Here is a 23,244-nt window from a genome sequence, read left to right as displayed (position 1 = left end):
CGAGACGATGAGCAAGCACAGAACTGCATCCCACCGACGTCGGCAACCGCATCGCGGCCAGCGCGTGGCAGAGGGTTCCGCCGGCCACGCCGGTCTCGCTGTCCTTCTCACCGGCCTGGCGATCACCCTCCCACTCATCGCCATGGCGCGCGACAGTCATCCCGCCACGAAGAGTGAGCGCGCCCCGATCTCGTCGGTAGCCGCCTCGCCTTCAGCTTCGCCGACCTCAGGGACAAAGTTCCCTGACGGCGAGGTCGCCGCAGCCGAGGGAAATGTCTCCCGACCAAGCACACCGGCCGCGACGCCCGTGGCGATACCCGAGCGCGGGTCCGGGAGATTTGAGGTCGCGGCCGCTCCATCCGGCGCACTGGATGAAGCGACGACATACCGAGTCGAGGTGGAAAAAGGACTGCCTTACACCACCAACCAGGTCGCTCGATTCATAGAGACGACTCTCGCCGACGACCGCGGCTGGGCGGCCGAGCACCAGCTCGCACGTGTCGACGGCCACGCCGACCTGCGGATCGTCCTCGCCACGCCCGAGACCGCCGACGAGCTGTGTGCTCCCCTTGACACCGACGGCAGGCTCTCGTGCCGCAACGGCAGCGATGTCGTCCTCAACGCCTGGCGATGGCACTTCGGCGCCGACAGCTACGCCGGCGACCTGACGGGCTACCGCCGCTACGTGGTCAACCACGAGACCGGCCACGCGCTCGGCTACCCGCATGCGCAGTGTCCAGGCGAGGGCGCGACTGCTCCGGTGATGCTGCAACAGACCAAGGGGCTGGACGGCTGCACCGCCAACCCGTGGCCCGCCCGGGTGGATCTGGGCGACCACGGCGCTTGACCCCTGGACTGACTGACTCGCCAAGCGGGCCGCACGGCATGGCTTAGTCGCGGCCGGGTACCTGTTCGGCATCGGGCCAAATCGGCTCGTGTACGACAGCCTCAATGACCAAGAGGGAGTGCCATGCACACCGTCGAGCAGGTGCTGAAGACCTACCCCAAGGACCTGGGCGGCATCGACACCGCCAAGCTTGCGAAGACGATCCAGACGTTGATCGAATGTGCCCAGGCGTGCACGGCGTGCGCTGATGCCTGCCTTAGCGAAGACAACGTCGCCGACCTGACCAAGTGCATCCGCAGCAACCTGGACTGCGCCGACGCATGCTCGGCGACCGCCAACATCCTGTCCCGCCACACCGGCTACGACGCCAACATCACGAGGACATTCCTCGAGGCGTGCGCGACGGCCTGCAAGGCCTGTGGTGACGAGTGCTCTCGCCACGCCGACATGCACGAGCACTGCCGCGCCTGCGCCGACGCATGTCGCGCCTGCGAGCAGGCATGCCGCGACCTGCTCGCGAACTTGGGCTGACCGAACCCGTCAGGGCGACGCGGACGTACGCGTCACCGCCCTACGGGCGCGTGTCACCTGCTCCTTGCGCCAGCCGTACTTCGTCAGGCCGCGGGGCTTGTAGATGTTCAGCACGAGGATGCCGATGAGCAGGACCAGGCCGATGACCGCGTGCGCGATGTCGCTGCCCATCGCGAGCAGCCCCTCCTCCCCCAGCCTCCGCGCCCGGTCCGCTTGGGCGGTGACGTCGGGCATGTGCATGATCAGGACGGCCGTCAGCACGACCGTGCCCATCAGCGAGACGAGCACCCAGTAGTGGCGCAGCAGCCCCCACTTCGTCACCACGCCCATCACCAGGCCGGTGGCGAGCGACCCGATGGCGAGCGGCACGATCGCGTACCAGCCGACGAGCTCCATCCCGATCCACGCGGCCAGGACAACTGCGGGGTCCCCCGTGGCCGGCACAGCGAAGGCCAGCGCCAAGTACGCGCAGACTGCGCCGATCCAGCCCACCGAGCAGCTCAGGTGCAGCGCGAGCAGGAGCCGACGCAGGCGCGGGCCGACGGTCACAGTCCCTTCCCCTGAGCGGGCGAATCCACTGCCAGGGCCGAGTACATGCCCGCACCGTGGCGTCCTGGCCCGTGGTCGCCACCGACGACGAACATCGCCAGCACCGCGAGGAGCACCACCACAAGCAGCGCCCCGAGAAGGTACTTCACCCACGACGGCATGCCCGGAGGTACGTCGGCGCTCGGAGCAGTGGGCTTCGGCTCGTCTCCGGTGGTCATCAGTCAGTCCTCGTTTGTAAGACAATGTGTCTATCTAAATATGCACGGTGTCTCTACATACGACAAGGCGTATCGTCGAACCATGCCGAAACTCTGGAAGGACACGGTCGAGGAGCACCGACGTGATGTCCGAGCGGCGATCCTCGAGACCGCCTGGGTGCTGGCGCGCGAGCAGGGTGTCCGTGGCGTCACGATGGGTCTCGTCGCCGAGCGGGCGGGCATCAGTCGGGCAACTCTGTACAAGTATTTCCACGGGGTCGACGAGATGCTCGTGGCCGGTCATGCCGAGCACGTCGCGCAACACCTTGCACACCTCGAGGGGCTCCGTGACGAGGGGCGCTCTGCCGGAGACGGGTTGCGCGCGATGCTCCAGGGCTATGCACGGATCTGTTTCCATCGAGGTACGTCAGCTGCGACCGACCTGCAGGGCCTGGTCCACCACGGCGACGAGCACCGGCGCAACAGCGCGGACCTGACCGCGCTGTTTGCCAAGGCCGTGCGAGGCGCCCAGGAATCCGGTCAGGTACGGACCGACGTCGCGCCCGAGGAGCTGGCCGCCTACAGCATCCACGCGCTCGAGGCCGCCGACCAGGCATCGGCGGCCAGCGCGGTCGACCGCCTCGTCGATCTCGTCTCGGAAGGTCTCCACCTCCAGGTGGAGACCGCCGGGCCCGGTCACGATTAGGACCCGACGGTCGACACCGTCCCGAACTGCCCGGACTCAGATCAGGCGTGCACCGGAAGGCGACTCAGTGGCCTCACACCGCGTGCACGCACGAGCACTGGCACGCAGCGAGCGTCCCTTCGGCGGTATCGGCTGCCGTACGGACGAGCACGTCGACTCCGCGGCCACGATCAGCGATACCGACCGTGGTTGCGGGGGTGGTTCCGGCCGTCTCGCCGGCCGGTACAGCGTCGGTTGCCTTCTCTTCGCGCGTCCACAGGGCCGGGGCGGCGGTGGCGCCGATCGCGGCGAGGATGGCGAGGATGGTCCAGGTGGTGGTGAAGCCGGCGTTGGTGGCGACCCATCCTGCGATCGGGTAGGTGATCAGCCAGGCGAGGTGGGACAGCGAGAACTGGGCGGCGAAGACCTGGGGGATGGCGGCGGGTTCGACCGAACCCCGGAGCACTTGGCCGGTTGGAGTGATGATGAGCGCCATCCCGGCACCGATCGTGAGCCAGATGGCCGCGGTGAGCGGTGGTATGGCAAGACTCGCTGCGGCTGTCGCGAGAGCGGCGAGGACTCCGACGACCAGAACGAGAGCTCCGGTGAGCATGACGACCCGTTCCGCGACGCGGTCCAAGATCCGGGGGAGGACAAGTGCCGCGAGCAGGGTGCCGGATCCTGAGGCGGCGAGCATCCAGGCCACGTCGGACTGGGTTCCGCCGAGCACGTCGCGGACGTAGTTGACGGTGTTGACCACGACGATGGATCCGGCGGCCGCGACCACGAGGTTCAGTGCCATCACGCCGCGCAGGCTGGGCGTGGCGGTGAAGGTCCGAAGTCCCGAGAGGACCCGGTCCAAGGGGTTGGTGTGCTGGCTGGGGCGGGCGTTGGGGATACGGGTGGAGAGCACGAGTATCGCGGAGACAGCGAAACCGAGCGTGGTGCCGAGGAACAGCAGGTTGAAGGACATGACCGCGAGCGCGACGGCTGCGAGCATCGGGCTCAGCAGGCTCTCCATGGTGTAGGCGACCTGCGAGGCCGAGAGCGCTCGCGTGTAGTCGGCCTCTTCAGTGACGATGTCGGGGATGACCGCCTGGAACGTAGGCGTGAACGCCGCAGACGCGGTCTGTAGAACACCTATCAGCACATAGATCTGCCAGATCTCGGCGACGAACGGCAGAGCAAGCACCACCAGGGCACGGATCACGTCGAGGACGGTGAGGAACAAGCGTCGAGGCAACCGATCGACGTACGCCGCTGCCAACGGTGCGACGATGACGTAGGCCACCATCTTGATGGTCAACGCGGTCGCGAGCACCGCACCGGCGCGACGGCCAGCCAGGTCGTAGGCGAGCAGACCCAGCGCGACCGTGGCCAGACCGGTTCCGAACAGTGCGATCACCTGCGCGCTGAACAGGCGCCGGTAGTCGCGGATCGCGAACAACCCCATGGCTCTAACCCTTCCTCAGGCCAGGCCGTTTCCATGGCCTGGCGTCGTTGTTCATTCGATGAGAAGCCTGTCCCGCGTCGCTGTCCCTGGTCTGTCCGGCCACCGTGGGCCGGGCGCTATCGGCGCCCAGCAGCGCTTCGAGCGCTGCGTCCCGCCTTGTGATGGTGGCGGCCACCGGTGCGGTGGATCCGATAATCCCGGCCGTTCGCCGCGCGAACGCTGACGACGCGGGTCGGGCCGGGGTACCGGAGCCTTGCGGTTTGTGCGGTCTCAGGCGGTAGCGAGCTTGTAGCCGGCCTTTTCGACGGCCTGCTTCACGGACGCATCGCTGATGTCGCTCTCGCTGGTGAGAGTGATCGCACCGGCGGCGAGGTCGACGTCGACGTCGAGGACGCCTGGGATCTGCTCGACCTGGTCGGTGACTTTGCCGGCGCAGCCGCCGCAGGTCATGCCGGAGACGGTGTAGGTGGCGTTGGTTGCCATGGTGAAACCTTTCTGGTGGGTTCCGTGCCCGGGTTGGGCCGGTTGTTGCGGGGGCCTGCCGGTGAGACAGGGCCTCTGGGACCCGATCCGTCTCGGGGAGCCCAGAAGTATGCGGTCAGGCGTTCACTGACTGGGGCCGGGATACCTCTGTGGCGGCGTCGGTGTCGGCTCGTAGGTCGCTGTTGGTTGCTCGGAAGCTGCGCAGCCGCAGGCTGTTGGAGACCACGAACACCGAGGAGAACGCCATGGCGGCTCCGGCGAGCATCGGGTTGAGCAGTCCGGCAGCTGCCAGCGGGAGTGCGGCGACGTTGTAGGCGAACGCCCAGAACAGGTTCCCCTTGATGGTGCCCAGGGTGCTCCGGGAGAGCCGGATCGCGTCCGCGGCTGCGCGGAGGTCTCCACGGACCAGGGTGAGGTCGGAGGCCTCGATCGCGACGTCGGTGCCGGTGCCCATGGCCAGACCGAGGTCGGCCTGGGCCAGTGCCGCGGCGTCGTTGACACCGTCGCCGACCATGGCAACGGTCTTGCCCTGCTCCTGCAGTCGCTTGATCACGTCGACCTTCTCCGACGGCATCACCTCGGCGATGACCGTGTCGGAGCCCGCCTCGATGCCCACCGCGGTCGCAACCGTGGCGGCGACGGTGGCGTTGTCGCCGGTGAGCAGCACCGGGGTCAGCCCAAGGGTGCGCAGCTGCCCGATGGCCTCGGCCGAGGTCGGCTTGATGGCGTCGGCGACGACCAGAACCCCGCGGGCTCGGCCGTCCCAGCCGACCGCGACCGCGGTCTGGCCCTTCTCGGCCGCCTCGGTCATCGCCGTTTCCAGGGTCGGCGTCAGGTGCTGGGACCACTCCGCAAGAAGCTGCGGTCGTCCGACAAGGACGGCGTGCGACGCCTCCCCGTCGAGGATGATCCCCTGCACGCCCAAGCCTTCGATGTTGGCGAAGTCCTCCACCGTCGGCAGGTCCCCGACTTGTGCAGCCGCACCCTTGGCGATGGCCTGGGCGATCGGGTGCTCGGAGGCGTCCTCCAGGGCACCTGCGAAGCGCAGCAGCTCATCGACATCCTCACCTTCGGCGACGACCGTACGTACGAGGGTCATCTGACCGGTGGTGACGGTGCCGGTCTTGTCCAGGACGATGGTGTCGACCTTGCGCGTGGACTCCAGCACCTCGGGCCCCTTGATCAGGATGCCGAGCTGGGCGCCTCGGCCGGTGCCCACCATGAGGGCGGTCGGCGTGGCCAACCCGAGCGCGCACGGGCAGGCGATGATCAGCACTGCCACGGCGGCGGTGAACGCGGCAGCGATGCCACCACCGGTGCCGGCCCAGAACCCGAAGGTCGCGACAGCCAGACCGATCACGATCGGGACGAAGATGCCCGAGACCCGGTCCGCCAGGCGCTGGGCCTGGGCCTTGCCGTTCTGGGCGTCTTCGACGAGCTTGGCCATCTGCGCCAACTGGGTGTCAGCGCCAACACGGGTTGCCTCGATCACGAGCCGCCCGCCCGCATTGACGGTCGCGCCGATCACGGTGTCGCCGGGGCCGACCTCGACCGGCACGGACTCGCCGGTCACCATCGAGGCATCGACTGCCGAGGAGCCTTCGAGGATCCGGCCGTCAGTGGCGATCTTCTCCCCGGGCCGGACCACGAACCGGTCACCGGCTGCCAGCTGGTCGACGCTGATCCGCTCCTCGGCGGGGCCGGCGGGGCCGTCGCGGAGGACCGAGACCTCCTTCGCACCGAGCTCGAGCAGTGCCCGCAGGGCCGCGCCGGCCTGGCGCTTGGAGCGCGCCTCGAAGTAGCGACCGGCCAAGATGAAGGTGGTCACCCCAGCCGCGGCTTCGAGGTAGATGTTGCCGGACCCGTCGGTGCGAGCGATGGTGAGCTCGAAGGGGTGGGTCATCCCCGGGGCACCGGCGGTGCCGAAGAACAGCGCGTACAAGGACCAGCCGAGCGCCGCCAGCGTACCCATGGAGATCAGCGTGTCCATGGTCGAAGTGGCGTGCTTGAGGTTGGTCCAGGCCGCCTTGTGGAACGGCAACGCACCCCAGACGACCACCGGCGCAGCGAGCGTCAACGAGAGCCACTGCCAGTAGTTGAACTGCAGCGCCGGAATCATCGCCATCGCAATCACCGGTACGCTCAGGACCGCCGAGACGATCACCCGGTTGCGCAGTGCGCGTACAGGATCATCCTCGGACGTCGTCGTCTGGGGCGACGGGCCCTTCGGCTCGGGAAGGCGCGCGGTGTAGCCGGCCTGCTCGACCGTATCGACCAGCGCGGTCGCGTCGATGCCGTCGGCGTAGATGACCTTGGCCTTCTCGGTGGCGTAGTTGACCGTCGCGGTCACACCCTCGAGCTTGTTCAGCTTGCGCTCGATGCGGTTCGCGCACGATGCGCACGTCATACCACCGATCGCAAGCTCGACCTGGTTGCCAGGGGCACTGCCCTCGGGTGTGACGTCATTGAGCGCGCTCATCGTCTCTTCCTTCCTTACCGACTGCTTCTCGTTCTGAATGCGTTGCGGTTGGTTCGGGTCAGTGGCTGTGCCCGCCGTGACCTGCCGAGCCGGAACCGCTGGGCTGTGCGGTGGGCTCACCTGATCCGGCTTCCCCGGACACGGGCGCGGACTTGCCTGCCTGGACGGTGAACTCGGCGGTGCGGACCACGCCGTCGTGCTTGAAGTCCAGGTACAGGCGATATGCACCGGCAGAGGGTGCCGAGGCGAAGAAGGTGATGTCCGGACCGGGCTCGGTGACGCCATCTCCCGGCTCGCCCTCTGGGTGAACGTGCAGGTAAGCCAGGTCTCCCGAGCGCAGCGCAACTAGATGCCCGTACGCGGCGAGGTAAGGCTCCAGGTCGGTCACCTCCTGCCCATCACGGCTCACCGACAGAGTCAGCTCTGAAGACTCATCGGGAACCAGCTGCCCCTTCAGCGTGACCGTGTACCCGTCGACCTCCGCAGTCTGGCTGACCGGCGGCAGCGGCGCCGGCTGGTAGGTGCCCGGGACCGAGAGGTCGCTGCCCAGCGTCATGGTCTCGCCGTGGGCAGTGGCCCGGAAGTCGGCGAAGACCCGCCACGCTCCGGACGTGAGGTCAAGGTCGGTCGTCCAGGTGCCCGCATCGTCGCCGGACCTGGCGAGAGTCGGGTGGACATGCTGGAACCCGCTCATGTCCCGCCGGACGGCGATGAAGTGGAGGTCCTTGTCGTGGGTGGGCTCGTAGTCGGTGACGGGCTCTCCGTCGGGCCCGGTCACCCGGAACTTCACCGACGTACGCCCGGCGGCCAGGATCGTCGAGTCCAGGTCCAGCGTGTATCCGTGCTCCGAGATCATCAGCCCGCCGGGCTGCTTGCTAGCACCCCCGCCGTGGCCGGCGCGCCCGCTGGCCTTGCTGTCGGTGTTGTCGTGGCCGGCCTGTCCGTGGCCTGCATTGTCTGTCATGTCATCTCCTGAGTGGCTGGTGGCTTGCGCGGTCTGGCCGATTGGCCCGGTGGCGTTGCCGACGCCGAAAGCGACGGCGAGGACGGCAGCAAGGGCGGCGATGAAGCCGCCGAGCTTGAAAGAGGTCTTCACGTGGAGGCTCCTTGGTCGGGACCTATGCGGTCGTGGGTGTCGGTGCTGGATGTCGGTGTAGGCGATGCCATGGGTCAGGAGCGGACCAAGCGGGCGATGGCGTCGGAGGCCTCTTTGACCTTCTCCTTGGCTTCCACGCCACCCGTGGCCGCTGCCTGCGTGAGGCAGTGGTTGAGGTGCTCATCAAGGAGCGCGAGGGACACCGACTGCAGTGCCTTCGTCACCGCAGACACCTGGGTGAGGATGTCGATGCAGTACTTCTCGTCCTCGACCATCCGCTGCAGCCCCCGAACTTGACCTTCGATACGCCGCAGCCGCTTGAGGTAGTCGTCCTGGCGGTGCATATAGCCACGCTCGCTGTGGTGCTCGTGACTTCCCATGGTCATTCCTCTGCTGGTCCAAACGACATCTGCTCGGTTGCCATCCGGAAACCATACCCCGGTACGGTATAATCCTGGCGACGCAAGGAACCATACCCCCCTAAGGTACGGATGTCCACCACGGCAGACCCACCCGACAACGCAGAAGGAGCACCTCATGACCGACAGCGCGGCACCCCAAGCCAGCAGCCAGACCAAGCCCGCAACCATCAAGACGGTCGACAACGGACCACTCCAGATCAAGGGAGCAGCACAGCTCGTCGACCACGACGGCAACAGCTACGACACCGGCAGAACGATCTTCTTGTGCCGCTGTGGCGAATCCAGGAACAAGCCGTTCTGCGACGGCTCCCACGTCAAGGTCGGCTTCGCCGCCAGCCAGCGTGCGGCCGCGGCAGAACAAGACCAAGACGCCTAGGTCGGTCCGCACCTCCGCCTCTGGCCCGACAGGTGGCCCCCGTCGGGCCAGAGGCGCGACACCAAGGCTCCAGGATTGCCCATCCAGGACTGTCCATCACCGGTTCACTCTGGAACGAGGATCGCGCGGCCGAGCGGCTGCGGGGTGAGTCGAGACAGCTGGGCCGTGGCTCCGACCTTCACTGCGGACCCGCGGTCCTGGCTGGCTCCTCTTGCGGTGCTGCGGCCTGCGAGGAGCTGCGTGCCGACCGCTTGGCCGGGCCTGCCAACGCTCCGGGACGAAGGGTATCGCCCGCGCCCGGGCTGCTTCGCCGCGAAATGCACGGGCCGTTGCGATAGCCGGCGCCAAGACGAGCAGAGCCGTCGAGGCCACACAGATCCCTGTGATCAGCACGCCGACGGACGGGGTGAGCAGCACCATCGCGCTTCCGGCCATGAGCGGGCCAAGGAACTGACCGCTGAGGAGGAAGCTGTTGGCGACGCCGAGATACCCGGCACGCTCGTGTTGGCCGGCCTTCTGCGAGGCGTACAACATCAGTGACTGTGCCAGCGCCGCGAAGCAGAAGCCCTGGATGAACCGCAGCGGCACCAGCGCGGGCAGCCAGCCCACAGCTGCCTGGAGGAGCACGGTCGCGGCGGTGATGCCGCTCGCGATGGCCAGCGTGCGCAGCGGGAGACCGGTCTTGTCGTTGACTTTGCCCCACCACAGGGAGCCGACCAAGGTGCCGGCCCACATCACAGCGTGGAGTCCCCCAACCCACGGCCCTGCCTGTTGGGGTTCGGCCACCAGCTCGGTGACGAAGTCGGCATAGATCGGGATCAGGCCGTAGACGCCGAAGAAGGCGAGAAAGCCCCCGGTCAACGGGATCCAGCCGATCCGGGAGCACACGGATGTGACAGCGGTCCGCGCCGGTTCTGCGCCCGCTATGGACGGTCGCCGTGCATCGTGGGGATTCCGCAGCCGGAGCGTGCAGACTGCCCCGAGCAGCAGTGCCGCGACGGCGATCCCGATCAGCAACGGCCGGAGATCGCCGGTGGCGACCAGCGTGCCGCCGGCAACCGGACCGGCAAGGGCGCCGGCTGCTGTGGCGCTGTAGGAGCGACCCAGTGCGCGGCCACGGCTGCCCTCGGATGCCGCTGATCCCACGTACGCTGCGGCTGCCTCGACCACGCCTCCGAGCGTGCCCTGCACGATCCGTGCAGCCAGCAGGGCCAGAGGACTGCCGGCGGCGGCCATCAGAGCCATCGCCAGACACAAGCCCACCAGGGCGCGGACCACCATCCACTTGGGACCGATGCGGTCGCCCAATCGACCCCACAGCGGTGTGGTGATCGCCAACGGGAGGGCGGGGGCCGCGATCGCGGCTCCCGCCCAGACCCCGACGGTGGCGTCGGAGGCGCCGAGCGATGCCATGTAGAGCGGCATGATCGGCACCAGCGCCATCAGCCCGGCGGTGTTGACGAACTGGGAGATCCACAGCAGCCCCATGTCCGTGCGCCGCAGGGTCAGGTGCTCATTCATGCTCGAGTTCATGTCCGGGCGGAGACATCCAGTCGCTGGTCGGACACGCCGCCAACCGTGGAGACCATCTCGAGCCACTGGTCGTCATAGACCAGGTCGAGGTACCGCTCCCCCCGGTCCGGGAGCACCGTCAGGATGCGACTGCCAGATGGCGTGGTCGGCAGGAACTGGGTGATGGCTGCGATCACCGCACCAGAGGAGCCGCCACCGAGGACACCCTCGGTGGCAACCAGGTGTCGACAGCCCAACGCGGCTCGAGCATCGTCGACGTGGACCACGTGGTCGATCTCCGCGCGGCTGAGCAGCTCAGGCACCCGGCTCGCTCCGTAACCGGGGATCTCACGCGGACCAGCAGGCGTTCCGAAGATGACCGATCCGACCGCATCCACGGCAACCACCTGCATCGCCGGGTACCGCTCCCGCAGCCGCCGGGCCAGTCCCAGGATCGAGCCCGTGGTGGACACGGCCGCCACCAGGTAATCCACCGGGGTCTGGACCGCGTCAAGGACCTCGCGACCCGTCGTCTCGTAGTAGGCGCGCCAGTTGAGTTCATTGGCGTACTGGTTGACCCACACGCTGTCGGAGCTGGCGGCGGCCAGCTCCTGAGCCCGGCGAACCCGGGTGTGCAGATAGCCGCCGCTCTCGTCACGCTCGGTCACCAGCTCCACCTCGGCGCCCACTGCCTGCAGGAGCCGAAGGTTCGTCGAGGTGGTCTTCGGGTCCACCACCGCGGTGAAGGCCAGTCCGTGGAGTCCGGCCATCGTTGCCAGGGCGACCCCGAGATTTCCCGAGGTGCTCTCCACCAGGCGCATCCCGGGTCGCAGGTCGCCTGATGCCAGTCCTGATTCGATGATGAAGCGTGCCGGCCGGTCCTTCATGCTGCCGGCAGGGTTGAGCATCTCGAGCTTGGCGATCACTTCCCGATCAGGGTCCGGGAAGCAGCGTCCCAGGCGCAGCAAGGGGGTTTCGCCGACGCACGTGATCAGGGAGTCGTGGATGTTTTCGGGCATGCCAAAGTTCCTTCGTTCATGAAGTCGAAAGGTGCGTAAAGGGGCTAGGAGGGTGTCGTCAGACGACGCCGGCTCCTAAACCCTCTGCACACCGAGTTCACGAACGAGATGCGGGGTCGACCGCGGCAGATCAACGGGACCCTGTGACCGGCTCAGCTCCGCGGGGCGAGGCACGACCCACAAGCACCCCACGGCAGGGGTCAACGCCGAGACAGCGACTCCGAGACGCGACTGACTGATCTCGCCGCACTCGTACTCGCCGTGAGGGTGCTCGACCTTGATTACGTCCACGTCGCTGGCAGCGCCGGCATCACCGATGGTGGAGTCACCGTGATCGTGATGACCCGACTCTTGATCACTGTCGTCGACATGGGCGGCTGACACAGCCGGCGACTCGGCCACGGGCTCAGCGATGGCGTGGTCGGCGCCTCCGTGGTGTCCGCTGTGCATGCTCAGCAGATGCACCGCAAACACCATCGCGGCGATCAGGGCCACCACGACGCGTGACCGGCGCCCTGAGAACGACACGCGACGAAAGCTGGAGGCGAACGGCGCGTCAAGCCCCGAGGTCATACGCCCCCTTGCGTCGTCATCATCTTGATCCGGCGCAGCCAAACTAACAGCCGACCCTGAGGAAACCCTGACACCACGACGTGACCTACGACACTGACCGTCGAGGACGTAGGCCTCTGGCCGGGGAGCGGGAGATTCAGCGCGTGCAGAGCATGAGGTTGTACGTGGATCCTTCATGGTCAATTTCGAGTCGGTCGACAGCCAGTCCCGCCTTTTGGAGCTCCCCGATGACGTCATCGACCGGGCGCACCGTGAAGTTGTGCTTGGCGAAGCGCTGAGAAGCCATCCAGTCCGGATCGGCCACGCCAAGCACGCCGCGACCGTTCGGGGCGAGAACGCGCGTCAGCTCGGCGAATGCAGGTTCAAGGTCGACGATGAAGTAGATCGTGTTGAGGCTGACCCAGCCATCGAGAGTATCGTCGGCAATCGGGAGCGAAGACATCGTTGCCTCGTGCAGCACGAGTTGTCCGGACTCGAGCGCCTCGCTGAACGTGCGACGTGCACGCGCGAGCATGTCAGTGGATGGTTCGATCCCGTGAACGTGACCGTTCGGGGCTGCCCCGAGAAGCAGCTCGAGCCCGACACCACCTCCGAAGCCGATGTCGGCCACCGTTTCGCTTCCCGCGAGTCGGAGGGCCTTTACGGCGGACTCGATTGCAGGTCGATTGCCCTTGTTGAGGATGCGTGCGACAACAGCGCCGAGTGGCCCTGCCGGGCCGCCGAGCTGGCGACTCAACATCCGTAGCGCAACGTCGGGGACGGGGATCTTCACCCAGCCACCATCGCATGCGCCGCAAAGCCAGTCGCCGAGCAACGGCACATGACCCCTGTCACCTTGCGCGAGCATCGGTTGCACTGGCCTCGCCAACCCGTCGCAACAGTCGGTTGAGACGACGGGCCAGCGAGGAGATCAGAAACTGCCGTCCTCCGTCGGGGCGTTGTTGGCTTCATAGTGAAACTCAGCAAGGAGTTCGGATGCGGCCGAGGCTGCGGTGGCGATGGTCTCCTTGGGTACGTCACATGCCCTTAGTGCCGCCGCCGCGATGCGGTCGGCGTGCTCGGGGGTGACCGTCCGGCCGGTGTTGCGGAGGGTGGTGACGACCTCGACCGAGTGCATCAGCATCTCGCCGAGCTCTCCGGCGTCGAGATCGGAGGCGACGCCAGGTGAAGCGATCTGCATCCCGAGCCGGCCGTAAGCGTCGATGAGTTCTTGGCGTGAATCGCGGAACTCAGCGTAGACCTCGCTGTTGGCCACATCGGCCTGCCCGTAGAGGATGCCCTCGTTATTGGGAGCCTCGGTCAGGGTTCGAACGTCGATGAGGGTGAGCAGGTAGAGCGCGGTCTCGTGAGTCTCGGGTGGGACCAGGGTCTCGATCTTGGTGACCTTGTCGACGGTGGGACGCACGGAGCGTTGCAGAAGTTCTGCGAGGAGCTCGTCCTTCCCGGCGAAGTGGTAGTAGAGCGACGCCTGCCGAATGCCGACCCTCTCCGCGATCTCTCGGGTCGAGGTAGCCGCAAACCCCCGAGTTACGAACAGCTCTGCGGCCGCGTTGAGCACCTGGTCGCGCGGCGATGCAGTGCTGGTGGTCGGGATATGTCGTGGACGCCCCGGGCTCGCCTGCCGGGCTCTCATGCGAACATCCGAGACCGGCGCCGGAATGGATGTTGGTCGATGCTTGCCACCACTACCCTGCCTCCGTCGTATAGAACTGCATAATTGAGTATGCAGTTTTATACGACGAATAGCAACGGCCAACTCCTACTCCTCAGTGGTCGAACTCGCCCTTGCGGGCACCGTCGAGGAAGCAAGCCCACTCGTGGGCATTGAAGATCAGCGCGGGTCCGGTCGGGTCAGTTGAGTCGCGTACGGCCTTCCAGCCTTGCCGGCCACTCGCAACCTCGACACAGCCCCCGTCATCTCCGCTCGTGTCCGCCTTGCGCCAGTTGGTGAAATCGTCCAAGGACGGTCGGTCAGAGCTCAGCATGATCAGTCTCCTTCTCGTTGAGGTGGTGCAACTTGGTCCTGCGCGAGCAGGCTAAGCCAGGTCTGAGACTCGTCGGGCGAAAGTGCGGCGAGGACCATCTGTCCCCAGACGGTGGCGTAGATCTTGAGGTCATCTGCTCCTGCGACGGTTACGCCAAGACTCGGTGTCTCGACTCGAACGTGCTGGTCCTGATCGCGGAACTTGACCCAGACGAAGCCGCTCAGGGGCGGCATGGACATCGGCGCGTCATCGGTGATCACCTGGATGGTCACGCGCGGGGATTGCGCAAACTCAGCAAGGTGCTCCCATTGGCGCTGGCGCACGTCGTGTTGCGCCATGGGCACCCAGCGGACGGCAGTTTCGGTCACGACCACGTGATAATTGGGGCCGTCGATCTCTGGGCTGCGCAGCCGCTCACCGCGTTCCAGGCGGGCTGCTACGGCTGCCTCGACGTCCGTGTTCGCGGTGAGGTGGGATGCTTCGATGACTGCATGGGCGTACTCGGCGGTCTGCAGCGGGCCGGGCACAAGGAACGGCTGGAAATGCCGTATCTCTGAGGCAACCTCGTCCAATGCCAGCAGTTGTCGCTGGCGCTCTTCGAGACTGCCTCGGTGGACGGCCTGCCAGCTGTGCACCTCCGTCAGCACGGACTCAGCCAAGCTCAGGACCTTGGTCCTCTCGTCCTCGTCGGCCTTGACCGCATCCAGCCATCGGTTGACCAGGTCGATGCTCGGCTTCACTGTCACGCTGGTCTCAACTCGGGAGATCCTCGCTTGCGAGGTTCCCAAACGCTCGCCCAGCTGCGTTCCGGACACACCGGCGGCGCTGCGAAGTCGACGCAGTTCGGCGCCGAGTGCTCGACGTCGCTGGATCGGGGACAGCTCCACCTGAAACCTCTTCCGCCGGGTTCGTACCCTGTCTCGCCTATGCAGTCTCATGCAGTCTAGGGGTGGAGGTGCAAGAACTTCTCGCCGTACCATCAACTTCCATGACTGCCGGACTGTTCAGCGTCGGGGACTACCGCCTCAGGATCGACACGACCGCGGACGGCGCAGACGCACCCGCCGTGGTCCTCGTCCCAGGCACCGAAGACACCAGCGCTGATGGCTTCGGTGAAGTGCTTCCCCATCTGCGTGACGTTCCGCTCGTCTGTTACTCAAGACCTGGCTTGGGCGACAGCGAGCCCGCCGCTGTTACGACGCCTCGCGGCGTTCGCGCGGCAGCGGGCGAGCTGCATACGCTGCTCGAGGCAGCGGAAATCCACCCGCCCTGGGTGCTCGTCGGCCACTCGTTCGGCGGGTTGATCTGCGAAGCGTTCGCGGCCGAGTGGCCGGACGAGACCGCAGGCCTGGTCCTAATCGACACAAGCGACGCCCAGCTGTACCTCGACGTCGGCCGACCAGTGGTCGGCGATGGGGAGGAGCCGGGGACGATTCCGTTCGATGTGGCCGCTTCTGTCCGCGATCTCGCACGGCACGGCGCTCATACTCCGGAGCGTCCGGTGGCAGTCGTGGCCAGCCGGCCTGGACGCTGGCTCGATTCCAAGACCCCAGAACTCTGGCGCCCATTCACACTCGCCGAACTCGACGACCGCTGGCAGGCAAACCAGGCTGCTCTGGCCGAACGTCTCGGCGGAGGCCTCATCAAAGCGCAGACCGGCGGCCACTACGTTCAGCGTGACGACCCGGAACTGGTCGCGAGCGCAATCCGTCACATCTGCCAACAGGTCAGCCTTCGCCGACAGCACGGCGCCCATGACCGAGACCAGACATCCCAGCCAACCAGCGGCCAAGCGAACTCGTCCCGGATGACCTCGTAGCAACCTAGGCCCAACAGACCTCTTTCATTCCCTCTCAGCTCGGCCACTCACAGTCCTCCGTTGTCCCTGGGGTGCGTGACCATGACGATCCACAAGCTGGCCGCGGGCTCGGGGTATGAGTACCTGACCCGGCAGGTGGCGGCGGGCGACTCCACCGAACTCGGCACCACTGCGCTGGCGGACTACTACGAGGCCAAGGGCGAAGCGCCTGGCCAGTGGATCGGATCGGGGCTCGACGCATTCGCTGGTCCGGACGGGATCGACGCGGGCGATGTGGTGACGGCCGAGCAGATGGGACACCTGTTCGGTGCCGGGGAGCATCCCGCCACTGGGCGTCCGTTGGGTCGGCGGACGCGGTCGGACGGGGTGGCCGGGTTCGATCTGACGTTCAGTCCGGTGAAGTCGGTCTCGGCATTGTGGGCGGTCGCGCCGCCTCTGATCGCGCGTGCGATCGAGCGGGCACACGATGCCGCGGTCAACGACGCGTTGGCGTATGTCGAGCGTGAGGTGCTGTTCACCAGGGAAGGGACCGATGGGGCGCGGCAGGTCGAGACTCGCGGCTTGATCGCGTCCGCGTTCCGTCACCGGGACTCCCGTGCCGGCGACCCGGATCTTCATACTCATGTCGCCGTCGCGAACAAGGTGCAGGCCAAACACTCGGGTAGGTGGCTCAGCATCTATGGCCGGGTGTTGTTTCAGCACACGGTGGCGATCTCGGAGACGTACAACACCGCGCTCGAGTATCGACTCGGGGAGGCGCTCGGTGTCACGTTCGCCGAACGTGCCAACCCTCGGGAGCGGCGCCCGGTCCGCGAGATAGTGGGTGTCTCGGCCGGGCTGTGTCGAATGTGGTCGCGACGGACGCGGGCCATCGACCGCCGTGAGAGTGACCTGGTCAACTCGTTCGTCCACGAGCACGGTCGGCTACCGACCGACCCGGAACGACTCGGCCTGGTGCAACGAGCCAATCTGGAGACGCGTGACCCCAAACACGAGCCGCGCGCCGAGGCCGATCAGCGACGGATCTGGCGCCGCCAGGGATCGGAGTTCCTAGGTAGCAATTCGACTCTCGATGCGATGGTCGGTACGACGCTGGATGCGGCTCCTACAGTGCGCCGCTCAGAATCTGCCGACCCGATAAACCCACATCTGATCCAGCAGGTAGCCGTGGCCGCGATCACCGAGCTCGAGACTCGTCGGGCGACCTGGCAAACCTGGCATCTACGGGCCGAGGCGGAACGCCAGGTACGAGCAACGGCATACGGTCGGTTCCCCGGAGACGGCGTACGCGCCGTGGTTGATGACGTCGTCGGCGCGGCCTTGGGGATGTCGGTGCATCTCAGTCCTGATAGCGACCCCGTCCAGATGAGGCCTGATCTTCGCGAGCCGAGTGGCCTTCGGCGCTCGGACGGAACCAGCGTCTATCGGCATACCGGTGCAGACCGCTACACCAGCCGGCGGATCCTTCAAGCCGAACAGCGTCTGGTCGACTCGGCCGGCTTGGGCAGCGACTTCGCATTCTCACCTGAGGAGATCGACATCGTCCTGGCTGCCAGCGCCGGTGGCGGCGTACGTCTCAATGACGGGCAATGCGCTATGGTGCATGCGCTGGCCGGTGGTGGTCACCGGGTCAGGCTCGCACTGGCGCCTGCCGGGTCGGGGAAGACCACGGCGGTCGAGGTCTTGGCTGCGGTCTGGACGACCAACGGCTATGACGCGATCGGGCTGGCGCCGTCGGCGGCTGCGGCGAAGGTGCTCCAGGATGCCACCGGCCTGCCGTGCGAGACCCTCGCGAAGGTCGACGACGAGATCCTCACCCAGTCCCCCGACACCGACCGGAACCATCGCGATGGGCTGAGCAACCGCGTAGGACCCGAGACCCTGGTGGTGGTCGACGAGGCGGGGATGGCCGACACATTGACCCTCGACCGGGTTGTCGCATTCTGCAACTCACGCGGTGCCACGATCCGGCTTCTGGGTGACGATCAGCAGCTCTCCGCCGTCGGGGCCGGTGGTGTGCTACGCGACATCGCCCACCGGCACGGGGCCGACCGACTCGAGGAGGTCGTACGCTTCGTCGATCCCGGCGAGGCCGCAGCCTCCCTCGACCTTCGCGACGGCGATCGAACCGCGATCGGGTTCTATCTCGACCACGACCGCGTCCACGCCGGCGACGAGGAGACCACGATGGCCGAGGTCCTGACCGCCTGGCTGCCCGACCGAGACCGTGGGCTGGACGCACTCATGCTGGCGCCGACGCGAGAGATGGTCGCCACACTCAACCATCGGGCACGATCAAACCGTCTCGCGGGCATCGAGCCGCGGAGCCAGGTCGAACTGGCCGATGGCAACCGTGCGTCAGTCGGCGACACGATCATCACGCGCCACAACCAGCGCCGCCTGGCGGTCTCCGGCACCGACTGGGTCAAGAACGGTGACCGCTGGACGATCACCCGCATCCGCCGCGGCGCATTGACCGTCCGTCACGCCACCACTGCCCTGAAGGCGGTGCTGCCGGCTGACTATGTGGCCGACCATGTCGAGCTCGGCTATGCCTCAACCGTCCACACCGCGCAGGGCCTCACCGCCGACGTCGTCCATGGGATCGTCGACGGCCGCGAGGACCGGCAGATGCTGTACACGATGCTGACCCGCGGTCGGCGTGAGAACCATGTCCACGTGGTGCTCGAACCAGGCGATTCCGCCGATGCCGATCGGGAGCAGTGCATGCTGCCCGGGTTGGAGGAGCAGATGACCGCGATCCAGATGTTCGACGAGGTGGTCGCTCGAGACGGTGCTGCGGTCTCGGCCACCACCACACTCCGCCGCGGCCGAAGCTGGCCCACCCAGCTCCACGACGCCTCCGTACGCTACGCCGACGCCGTCACCACCGGAGCGAAGGGGGTTCTCGATGGTGCCTGGGAGGAAGCGCTCGAGGAGGCGGGGGAGGGCCCACTCCCCTGGCTGCCCGCGATTCCTGCAGATCTCGCGTGCGACGAGTCGTGGGGTCCGTATCTCGCCGCCCGTGCCCAGCACGTCGAAGTGACCGCACAGGGTTTCCTCAACCACCTGGACGACACCCGCACGCCAACAGCAGCAACGGTGGGCAGGAAGCGGCCCGCCTGGACTGTCCGGTATGCCGATGTCCTCGGTGACCTCCACGACACCGTGTCGCTGTGGCGGGCTGCCCGCGGGGTGCCGGAGGATGATCCGCGTCCGACCGGGCCTGCCGTCACCGACCCAATCGCCGCCCGGTTCCAGCGGCACATTCTGCGCCAGCTGACTGGTCGCTACAGCGACTCGGTCCGGCGCTGGCACGAGATGATCATCCGCCGGGCAGGGATCCCGGTCCAGGACGATCACATCAGAGGCGAGGCCATCGACCTCGCCCGCATGCTCGATGCACTCCATCGCCGCGGCGACGACGCCCGGGAGGTACTCGACCGTGCCCTGGCCCGGGGTCCGTTGCCCGAGGGGCATCCCGTCGCCGCCCTGACCTACCGCGTTCGCAAGCTCACCCGGCTCGATGCGCTTCAGCCACGACGCGAGTCCGCCGGGCGTGCTGGCCCATCGGCGCTGGGCCTGTGACCTCCCAGCAGGATCACGCAGCGCCGATCTCGCCGCCGCCGTGCTGCTCAGCACGCCAGCGATCCAGGCTGACGTCGTCGATGCATGCGACGGCGTAGATCGTCAGCCGGTCCAGAGCATGAGCGGCACGCCGCCGCAGCGTACGGGACGCAGCCGGGTGATCGCGGGCGACCAGCTCGACGGCCGCTGGAGTGGTCAGCCCCAGTCGGCCGCGGCGCAGCGGTGCACCGACGGTCTCGGCTGCCGCAGCCAGCTGGCGGAGCAGACAGACCTCGTCCTCGGATACCGCACAATCGAGGACTGCCTGATCGAGGAACTCGCGCAGTTCTATGTCCGGCGCGACGACAGACTCGACGGCCGCCCGATCGCCGGTGGTGCTCGCGAGTGTCGTGAGGTCGTCGGTGACCAGCACGCGCTTCCAGTGGCGGTCGGCACGGCTGCCGACCCCGAGCGAGGCTGCGACCTCGCGTCGGGTCGCATTGAGGAGTGCCCGGGCAAGCCACGGAGTTCGTAGCCGATGCACCTGGGAGGCCTGCACCCACAACTCGGAGGCGACCAGTGCGTCGACGTCGGGCGACAGATCGCTCAGCCCTTCGGCGACCCGGCATGCTCCGGGGATCAGGAGCCACACCAGGACGGCGACCGCTGATCGGTCGGTGGCAGTCAGCGTCGCCAGGGTCCGCAGCACCGCCGCCTTGTCCGCGGCGTCGGCCTGGCGGGTCCATTCCCTGAGGTCAGCGAGGTCATCGACCACGGCCAGGCGCGGGTCGACGGCGCACCATCGTTCCCATCCTTCTCGCGCTTCGGCAAGCAGCGGTGATGTCGGATCGTCGAGTCCGAATTGGTCCGCAACACTCATCGAGGCCCCCATTCCTGGCTGTCACCAGGTAGGTGCGCGCGACGAACGCGCCTCTTGAGCGTGTCAGATCCGAAGAGTTATGTTTTGGTATGGCCATCGGTCACGAGGGCTCACTGTTGGAGGCCGCTCGCGTTGCTCGCGGGTTGACCCAAGAGGCGCTCGCGCGCCGATGCGGCACGTCACAGCCGTCGCTATCGGCCTACGAGCGCGGAGCAAAGTCGCCCACGCTGGCAGTCCTCGAGCGCATCCTGCGCTGCCTCGACTTCGAGCTCGCCCTCAACGAGTGGATCACCTTCCACCAGATCGCGGTCGCCGGGCCCGGACGGTCCACGGCCCTGGTGCCGAACCGGCTGTGGCGACTGGAGCCCGAGCAATGCTTCGCGCCCCTGAGAGTGACCCTTGGCCAGGATCACCGCGTGTTCGATCTGGGTGACCGTGACCGGCGGCAGGCTGGCTATGCCTGGCTGCTGCGCTACGGCGCCGAGACCCAGCTCTTCGAGCACCTCGACGCCGCGCTCCTGGTCGACGCCTGGCCCGGTCTGGCCGAGAGCCTTCCCTCGGAGATCCGCACCGCGTGGGGGCCACTGGTCGGCCAGACCGCAGATCAGGCGATCGAGGAACTCATGATCGCCGACGCCCGGGAATGGGGACAGGACTACCGACGTCGAACGGCTTCGCGCGCGAAGAAGCAGCGGGTGTTTCGGCGACTGGCCGACTATGGGCTCGATCCCGACCAGATCCGAGTACTGATGCGGCACTGGTGACAGGCTCCGTCTTGTCGCCTCATCCAAGAGTGTTTCGTGAATCGTCGTGTTTCTCGCGATGAGAAACGGGCCAGGGTCGACGGGTGCTCCATCGACAAATGACGTACGCCGATATCGGTCGCCAGTGCGGCATTATGTGTCACCATCGTCCCCCTCCTGATCGACCCGCGCGATGACCTCGTCCTCCCCACGAGCGGGCGGGAGGGTGAGCAGGGTGCCGTCGGGGTTCTTCCGTCGGAAGGTGCGCTCCATGTGGGCGGCCGGGGTTCGGTCGATGGTGGTGTCGACCTCGATGTAGAAGCCCTCGGTGATAGCCGACGAGGTGTGGCCCAGGAAGGTGGCCGCAGCATCGCTGTCCATGCCGCGGGCGATGACGGTCGCTCCGGTGCGGCGGTACCAGCGCAGGCTGATCCCGGAGTCAGCCAAACCGGCATCGACGAGGAACTCGCGGAAGGTGCGACGTACGTTGGGCGGTACCAGCGGACCGCCGGTGCGGCCGGCGAAGATGGTCCGCTCAGTTGGGACACCTCGGAGCCGGCGGCGGATCACCGCGGCGGCGAACTCCGGGACCGGGACGAACCGGTTCGAGGAGTCGGTCTTGGGGCGCTCCTGGCGGAAGGTGCCCTTCTTCTTCCGCTGCACCACGGTCCCGGTGACTGCGGCGACCATGCCCGCCGGACCGTCGGTGATGTCGCACGGCCGCAGGGCCAGCACCTCGCCCGGACGCATTGCGGTGCCGAGCAGGATCTCGATGATGTCGCGGACCTGGCCATCGGGCTTCGGCCCCGGCAGCCCGGGGTCGGTGCGCCAGTTGGCGGCGGCCTCGCGGATCTTGCTGACCTGCTCGAGGCTGAGCGCCTTCGGCTTGTTCTTCACCACTCGCAGCCGGGAGGTGCCCTGTACCGGGTTGCGGTTGATCGCGTCGTGGCGCAGCGCGTACCCGAAGAGCAGGTTGAGCACGGTGCGGGTCTTGCGGGCGCGGGAAGGCGAGTCGGCCTCCTGCGCGTTGAGCAGCGCCTCCACGCGGCCGGTGGTGAGCTCGGCGAGGGTGAAGTGTTCGAAGGCGGGCAGGATGTAGAGACGTACCTGGTCGCGGTAGTGGTCCTTGGTGCCGTCGGCCAGCTCCTTGGTCTCCAGGTCGGCGTCCCAGCGATCGACCAGGGTCGTGAACGGGGCGTCGGGGCGCAGGTCGCCGGCATGGCCGAACCCGGGGCGACGCAGCAGCCGCTTCTTGAGTTCACGGCGTGCCTGCGGGGCGGTCTCGCGGGAGACACGGACCTGCCGGACCCGGCCGTCGGCGTCCCGCACCCGGGTCTCGGCGATCGTCTTCTCACCCGTACGGCGGGTGGTGATCGTGCCGTAGGTGCCGAGGTCGATGCGTGGGCGCACCATCACCGCTCACCCTCCTCACCCGGCCTCGGCATCGGGGCGATGGCGTCGGGCGTCCTCCGCCTCCAGGCTCGCCAGCCAGGCCTCGATCTCCCCCGCCCGGAACCGGAGCTCGCGCCCGACGCGGAAGCCGCGCGGGCCTCGGCCTTGGGAGCGCAGGTCGTACAGGGTCTGGATCGGGACGTGGAGATGGGCGCAGAGCTCGGAGAGGGTGACCACCCGTGCGAGCGGCACTGCTGCGGCGGGGCTTGTCTGGTTCGCGCCGTCGTCGCGGCTATCGGAGTCGGCTGCGGTGCTGAGTCTGTTGTCGTAGGTGTCCATGCACCCCAAGGCACCGAGCCTGGCGCGAGTGGCCGAGACGGTCCGAGAAACCTCGACCGTGCTGTCGTGGTCGGAGCGGTAGTTTCGCTGAATTCGCGGAGTAAACGCGGAGCGGGCATCTGTTCATCCTTGGTTCTGGATGACGGATGCCCGCTCTGACCTGGTATTTCTTGGTGGAGCTGAGGGGATTCGAACCCCTGGCCTTCTCATTGCGAACGAGACGCGCTACCAACTGCGCCACAGCCCCAAGCGATGAGAAACGTTAGCACCTCGTCGCGGGTGAATCCCAATCAGTAG

Annotated in this window: 23 protein-coding genes and 1 tRNA gene; 7 read left to right on the top strand and 17 right to left on the bottom strand. The window is 67.2% G+C overall.

The features are described from left to right. Positions 1–7: 7 nt before the first annotated feature. Positions 8–847, top strand: a complete 840-nt coding sequence (locus ACRDPS_RS15145; protein WP_431502476.1) for a DUF3152 domain-containing protein — start codon at positions 8–10, stop codon at positions 845–847. A gap of 123 nt (positions 848–970) precedes the next feature. After that, positions 971–1,378: a four-helix bundle copper-binding protein gene (locus tag ACRDPS_RS15140; protein ID WP_431502475.1), complete on the top strand. Its 408-nt coding sequence runs from the start codon at positions 971–973 to the stop codon at positions 1,376–1,378. Positions 1,379–1,387: 9 nt separating this feature from the next. Here the strand turns inward: ACRDPS_RS15140 and ACRDPS_RS15135 are convergent, their stop codons facing one another. Together ACRDPS_RS15135 and ACRDPS_RS15130 are read right to left on the bottom strand one after the other, a co-directional pair. Next, positions 1,388–1,927, bottom strand: a complete 540-nt coding sequence (locus tag ACRDPS_RS15135) for a DUF2269 domain-containing protein (RefSeq protein ID WP_431502474.1) — start codon at positions 1,925–1,927, stop codon at positions 1,388–1,390. Next, positions 1,924–2,145, bottom strand: coding sequence for a hypothetical protein (locus ACRDPS_RS15130; RefSeq protein ID WP_431502473.1), 222 nt, complete (start codon positions 2,143–2,145; stop codon positions 1,924–1,926). Before ACRDPS_RS15130 ends, ACRDPS_RS15135 begins: the two co-directional genes overlap by 4 nt. Before the next feature lie 82 nt (positions 2,146–2,227). Here ACRDPS_RS15130 and ACRDPS_RS15125 point away from each other — a divergent pair, with 82 nt between their 5' ends. Then, positions 2,228–2,830: a TetR/AcrR family transcriptional regulator gene (locus ACRDPS_RS15125; RefSeq protein ID WP_431502472.1), complete on the top strand. Its 603-nt coding sequence runs from the start codon at positions 2,228–2,230 to the stop codon at positions 2,828–2,830. Between the two features lie 73 nt (positions 2,831–2,903). Here the strand turns inward: ACRDPS_RS15125 and ACRDPS_RS15120 are convergent, their stop codons facing one another. From ACRDPS_RS15120 to ACRDPS_RS15100, 5 genes are all read right to left on the bottom strand, one after another. Continuing rightward, positions 2,904–4,262 (bottom strand): MFS transporter, encoded by a 1,359-nt coding sequence (locus ACRDPS_RS15120; protein ID WP_431502471.1) that lies wholly within the window; start codon positions 4,260–4,262, stop codon positions 2,904–2,906. Between the two features lie 270 nt (positions 4,263–4,532). Beyond that, on the bottom strand, positions 4,533–4,745 hold the full coding sequence (locus tag ACRDPS_RS15115; protein ID WP_378885913.1) for a heavy-metal-associated domain-containing protein: 213 nt from the start codon (positions 4,743–4,745) through the stop codon (positions 4,533–4,535). A gap of 115 nt (positions 4,746–4,860) precedes the next feature. Continuing rightward, positions 4,861–7,224 carry a heavy metal translocating P-type ATPase gene (locus ACRDPS_RS15110; protein WP_431502470.1) on the bottom strand — a complete coding sequence of 788 codons (2,364 nt, stop codon included), beginning with the start codon at positions 7,222–7,224 and terminating at the stop codon, positions 4,861–4,863. A gap of 58 nt (positions 7,225–7,282) precedes the next feature. Further along, positions 7,283–8,320 (bottom strand): hypothetical protein, encoded by a 1,038-nt coding sequence (locus ACRDPS_RS15105; RefSeq protein ID WP_431502469.1) that lies wholly within the window; start codon positions 8,318–8,320, stop codon positions 7,283–7,285. Between the two features lie 74 nt (positions 8,321–8,394). Beyond that, on the bottom strand, positions 8,395–8,706 hold the full coding sequence (locus ACRDPS_RS15100) for a metal-sensitive transcriptional regulator (protein ID WP_431502468.1): 312 nt from the start codon (positions 8,704–8,706) through the stop codon (positions 8,395–8,397). Between the two features lie 151 nt (positions 8,707–8,857). Between ACRDPS_RS15100 and ACRDPS_RS15095 the strand changes: the two genes are divergently transcribed. After that, complete coding sequence (locus ACRDPS_RS15095; RefSeq protein WP_431502467.1) at positions 8,858–9,118, top strand: CDGSH iron-sulfur domain-containing protein; 261 nt, start codon at positions 8,858–8,860, stop codon at positions 9,116–9,118. Between the two features lie 96 nt (positions 9,119–9,214). On the opposite strand, the gene ACRDPS_RS15090 is transcribed toward ACRDPS_RS15095, so the two are convergent. From ACRDPS_RS15090 to ACRDPS_RS15065, 6 genes are all read right to left on the bottom strand, one after another. Then, a complete protein-coding gene (locus tag ACRDPS_RS15090; RefSeq protein WP_431502466.1) occupies positions 9,215–10,639 on the bottom strand; it encodes an MFS transporter in 1,425 nt (474 codons plus the stop codon). 8 nt (positions 10,640–10,647) lie between these two features. Beyond that, a complete protein-coding gene (gene sbnA, locus ACRDPS_RS15085; protein ID WP_431502465.1) occupies positions 10,648–11,649 on the bottom strand; it encodes a 2,3-diaminopropionate biosynthesis protein SbnA in 1,002 nt (333 codons plus the stop codon). 709 nt (positions 11,650–12,358) lie between these two features. Continuing rightward, a complete protein-coding gene (locus ACRDPS_RS15080; protein WP_431502464.1) occupies positions 12,359–12,994 on the bottom strand; it encodes a class I SAM-dependent methyltransferase in 636 nt (211 codons plus the stop codon). A 138-nt stretch (positions 12,995–13,132) separates the two neighbouring features. Further along, positions 13,133–13,978, bottom strand: a complete 846-nt coding sequence (locus tag ACRDPS_RS15075; RefSeq protein WP_431502463.1) for a TetR/AcrR family transcriptional regulator — start codon at positions 13,976–13,978, stop codon at positions 13,133–13,135. Positions 13,979–13,988: 10 nt separating this feature from the next. Beyond that, the gene (locus ACRDPS_RS15070) at positions 13,989–14,207 is read right to left on the bottom strand and encodes a DUF397 domain-containing protein (RefSeq protein WP_431502462.1); all 219 of its coding nucleotides are present in this window, start codon (positions 14,205–14,207) and stop codon (positions 13,989–13,991) included. 2 nt (positions 14,208–14,209) lie between these two features. After that, positions 14,210–15,094, bottom strand: coding sequence for a helix-turn-helix domain-containing protein (locus ACRDPS_RS15065; RefSeq protein ID WP_431502461.1), 885 nt, complete (start codon positions 15,092–15,094; stop codon positions 14,210–14,212). A gap of 101 nt (positions 15,095–15,195) precedes the next feature. On the opposite strand from ACRDPS_RS15065, the gene ACRDPS_RS15060 reads away from it, so the two are divergent. Then, positions 15,196–16,026 carry an alpha/beta fold hydrolase gene (locus ACRDPS_RS15060; RefSeq protein WP_431502460.1) on the top strand — a complete coding sequence of 277 codons (831 nt, stop codon included), beginning with the start codon at positions 15,196–15,198 and terminating at the stop codon, positions 16,024–16,026. Positions 16,027–16,107: 81 nt separating this feature from the next. Next, positions 16,108–19,614 (top strand): MobF family relaxase, encoded by a 3,507-nt coding sequence (gene mobF, locus ACRDPS_RS15055; protein ID WP_431502459.1) that lies wholly within the window; start codon positions 16,108–16,110, stop codon positions 19,612–19,614. A 13-nt stretch (positions 19,615–19,627) separates the two neighbouring features. Here mobF and ACRDPS_RS15050 read toward each other — a convergent pair whose 3' ends face one another. After that, entirely contained in the window at positions 19,628–20,473 is an 846-nt protein-coding gene (locus ACRDPS_RS15050) for a hypothetical protein (protein ID WP_431502458.1), read from the bottom strand. A gap of 89 nt (positions 20,474–20,562) precedes the next feature. Between ACRDPS_RS15050 and ACRDPS_RS15045 the strand changes: the two genes are divergently transcribed. Further along, a complete protein-coding gene (locus ACRDPS_RS15045; protein WP_431502457.1) occupies positions 20,563–21,237 on the top strand; it encodes a helix-turn-helix domain-containing protein in 675 nt (224 codons plus the stop codon). Between the two features lie 132 nt (positions 21,238–21,369). On the opposite strand, the gene ACRDPS_RS15040 is transcribed toward ACRDPS_RS15045, so the two are convergent. From ACRDPS_RS15040 to ACRDPS_RS15030, 3 genes are all read right to left on the bottom strand, one after another. Next, entirely contained in the window at positions 21,370–22,629 is a 1,260-nt protein-coding gene (locus ACRDPS_RS15040; RefSeq protein WP_431502456.1) for a site-specific integrase, read from the bottom strand. 15 nt (positions 22,630–22,644) lie between these two features. Continuing rightward, on the bottom strand, positions 22,645–22,947 hold the full coding sequence (locus ACRDPS_RS15035; protein WP_431502455.1) for a helix-turn-helix transcriptional regulator: 303 nt from the start codon (positions 22,945–22,947) through the stop codon (positions 22,645–22,647). Between the two features lie 171 nt (positions 22,948–23,118). Further along, positions 23,119–23,194 (bottom strand) — tRNA-Ala (locus ACRDPS_RS15030). Positions 23,195–23,244 lie beyond the last annotated feature (50 nt).

Source organism: Nocardioides sp., assembly GCF_050699375.1.
GTDB lineage: Bacteria > Actinomycetota > Actinomycetes > Propionibacteriales > Nocardioidaceae > Nocardioides.
This window is presented reverse-complemented; position numbering and strand designations above follow the sequence as displayed.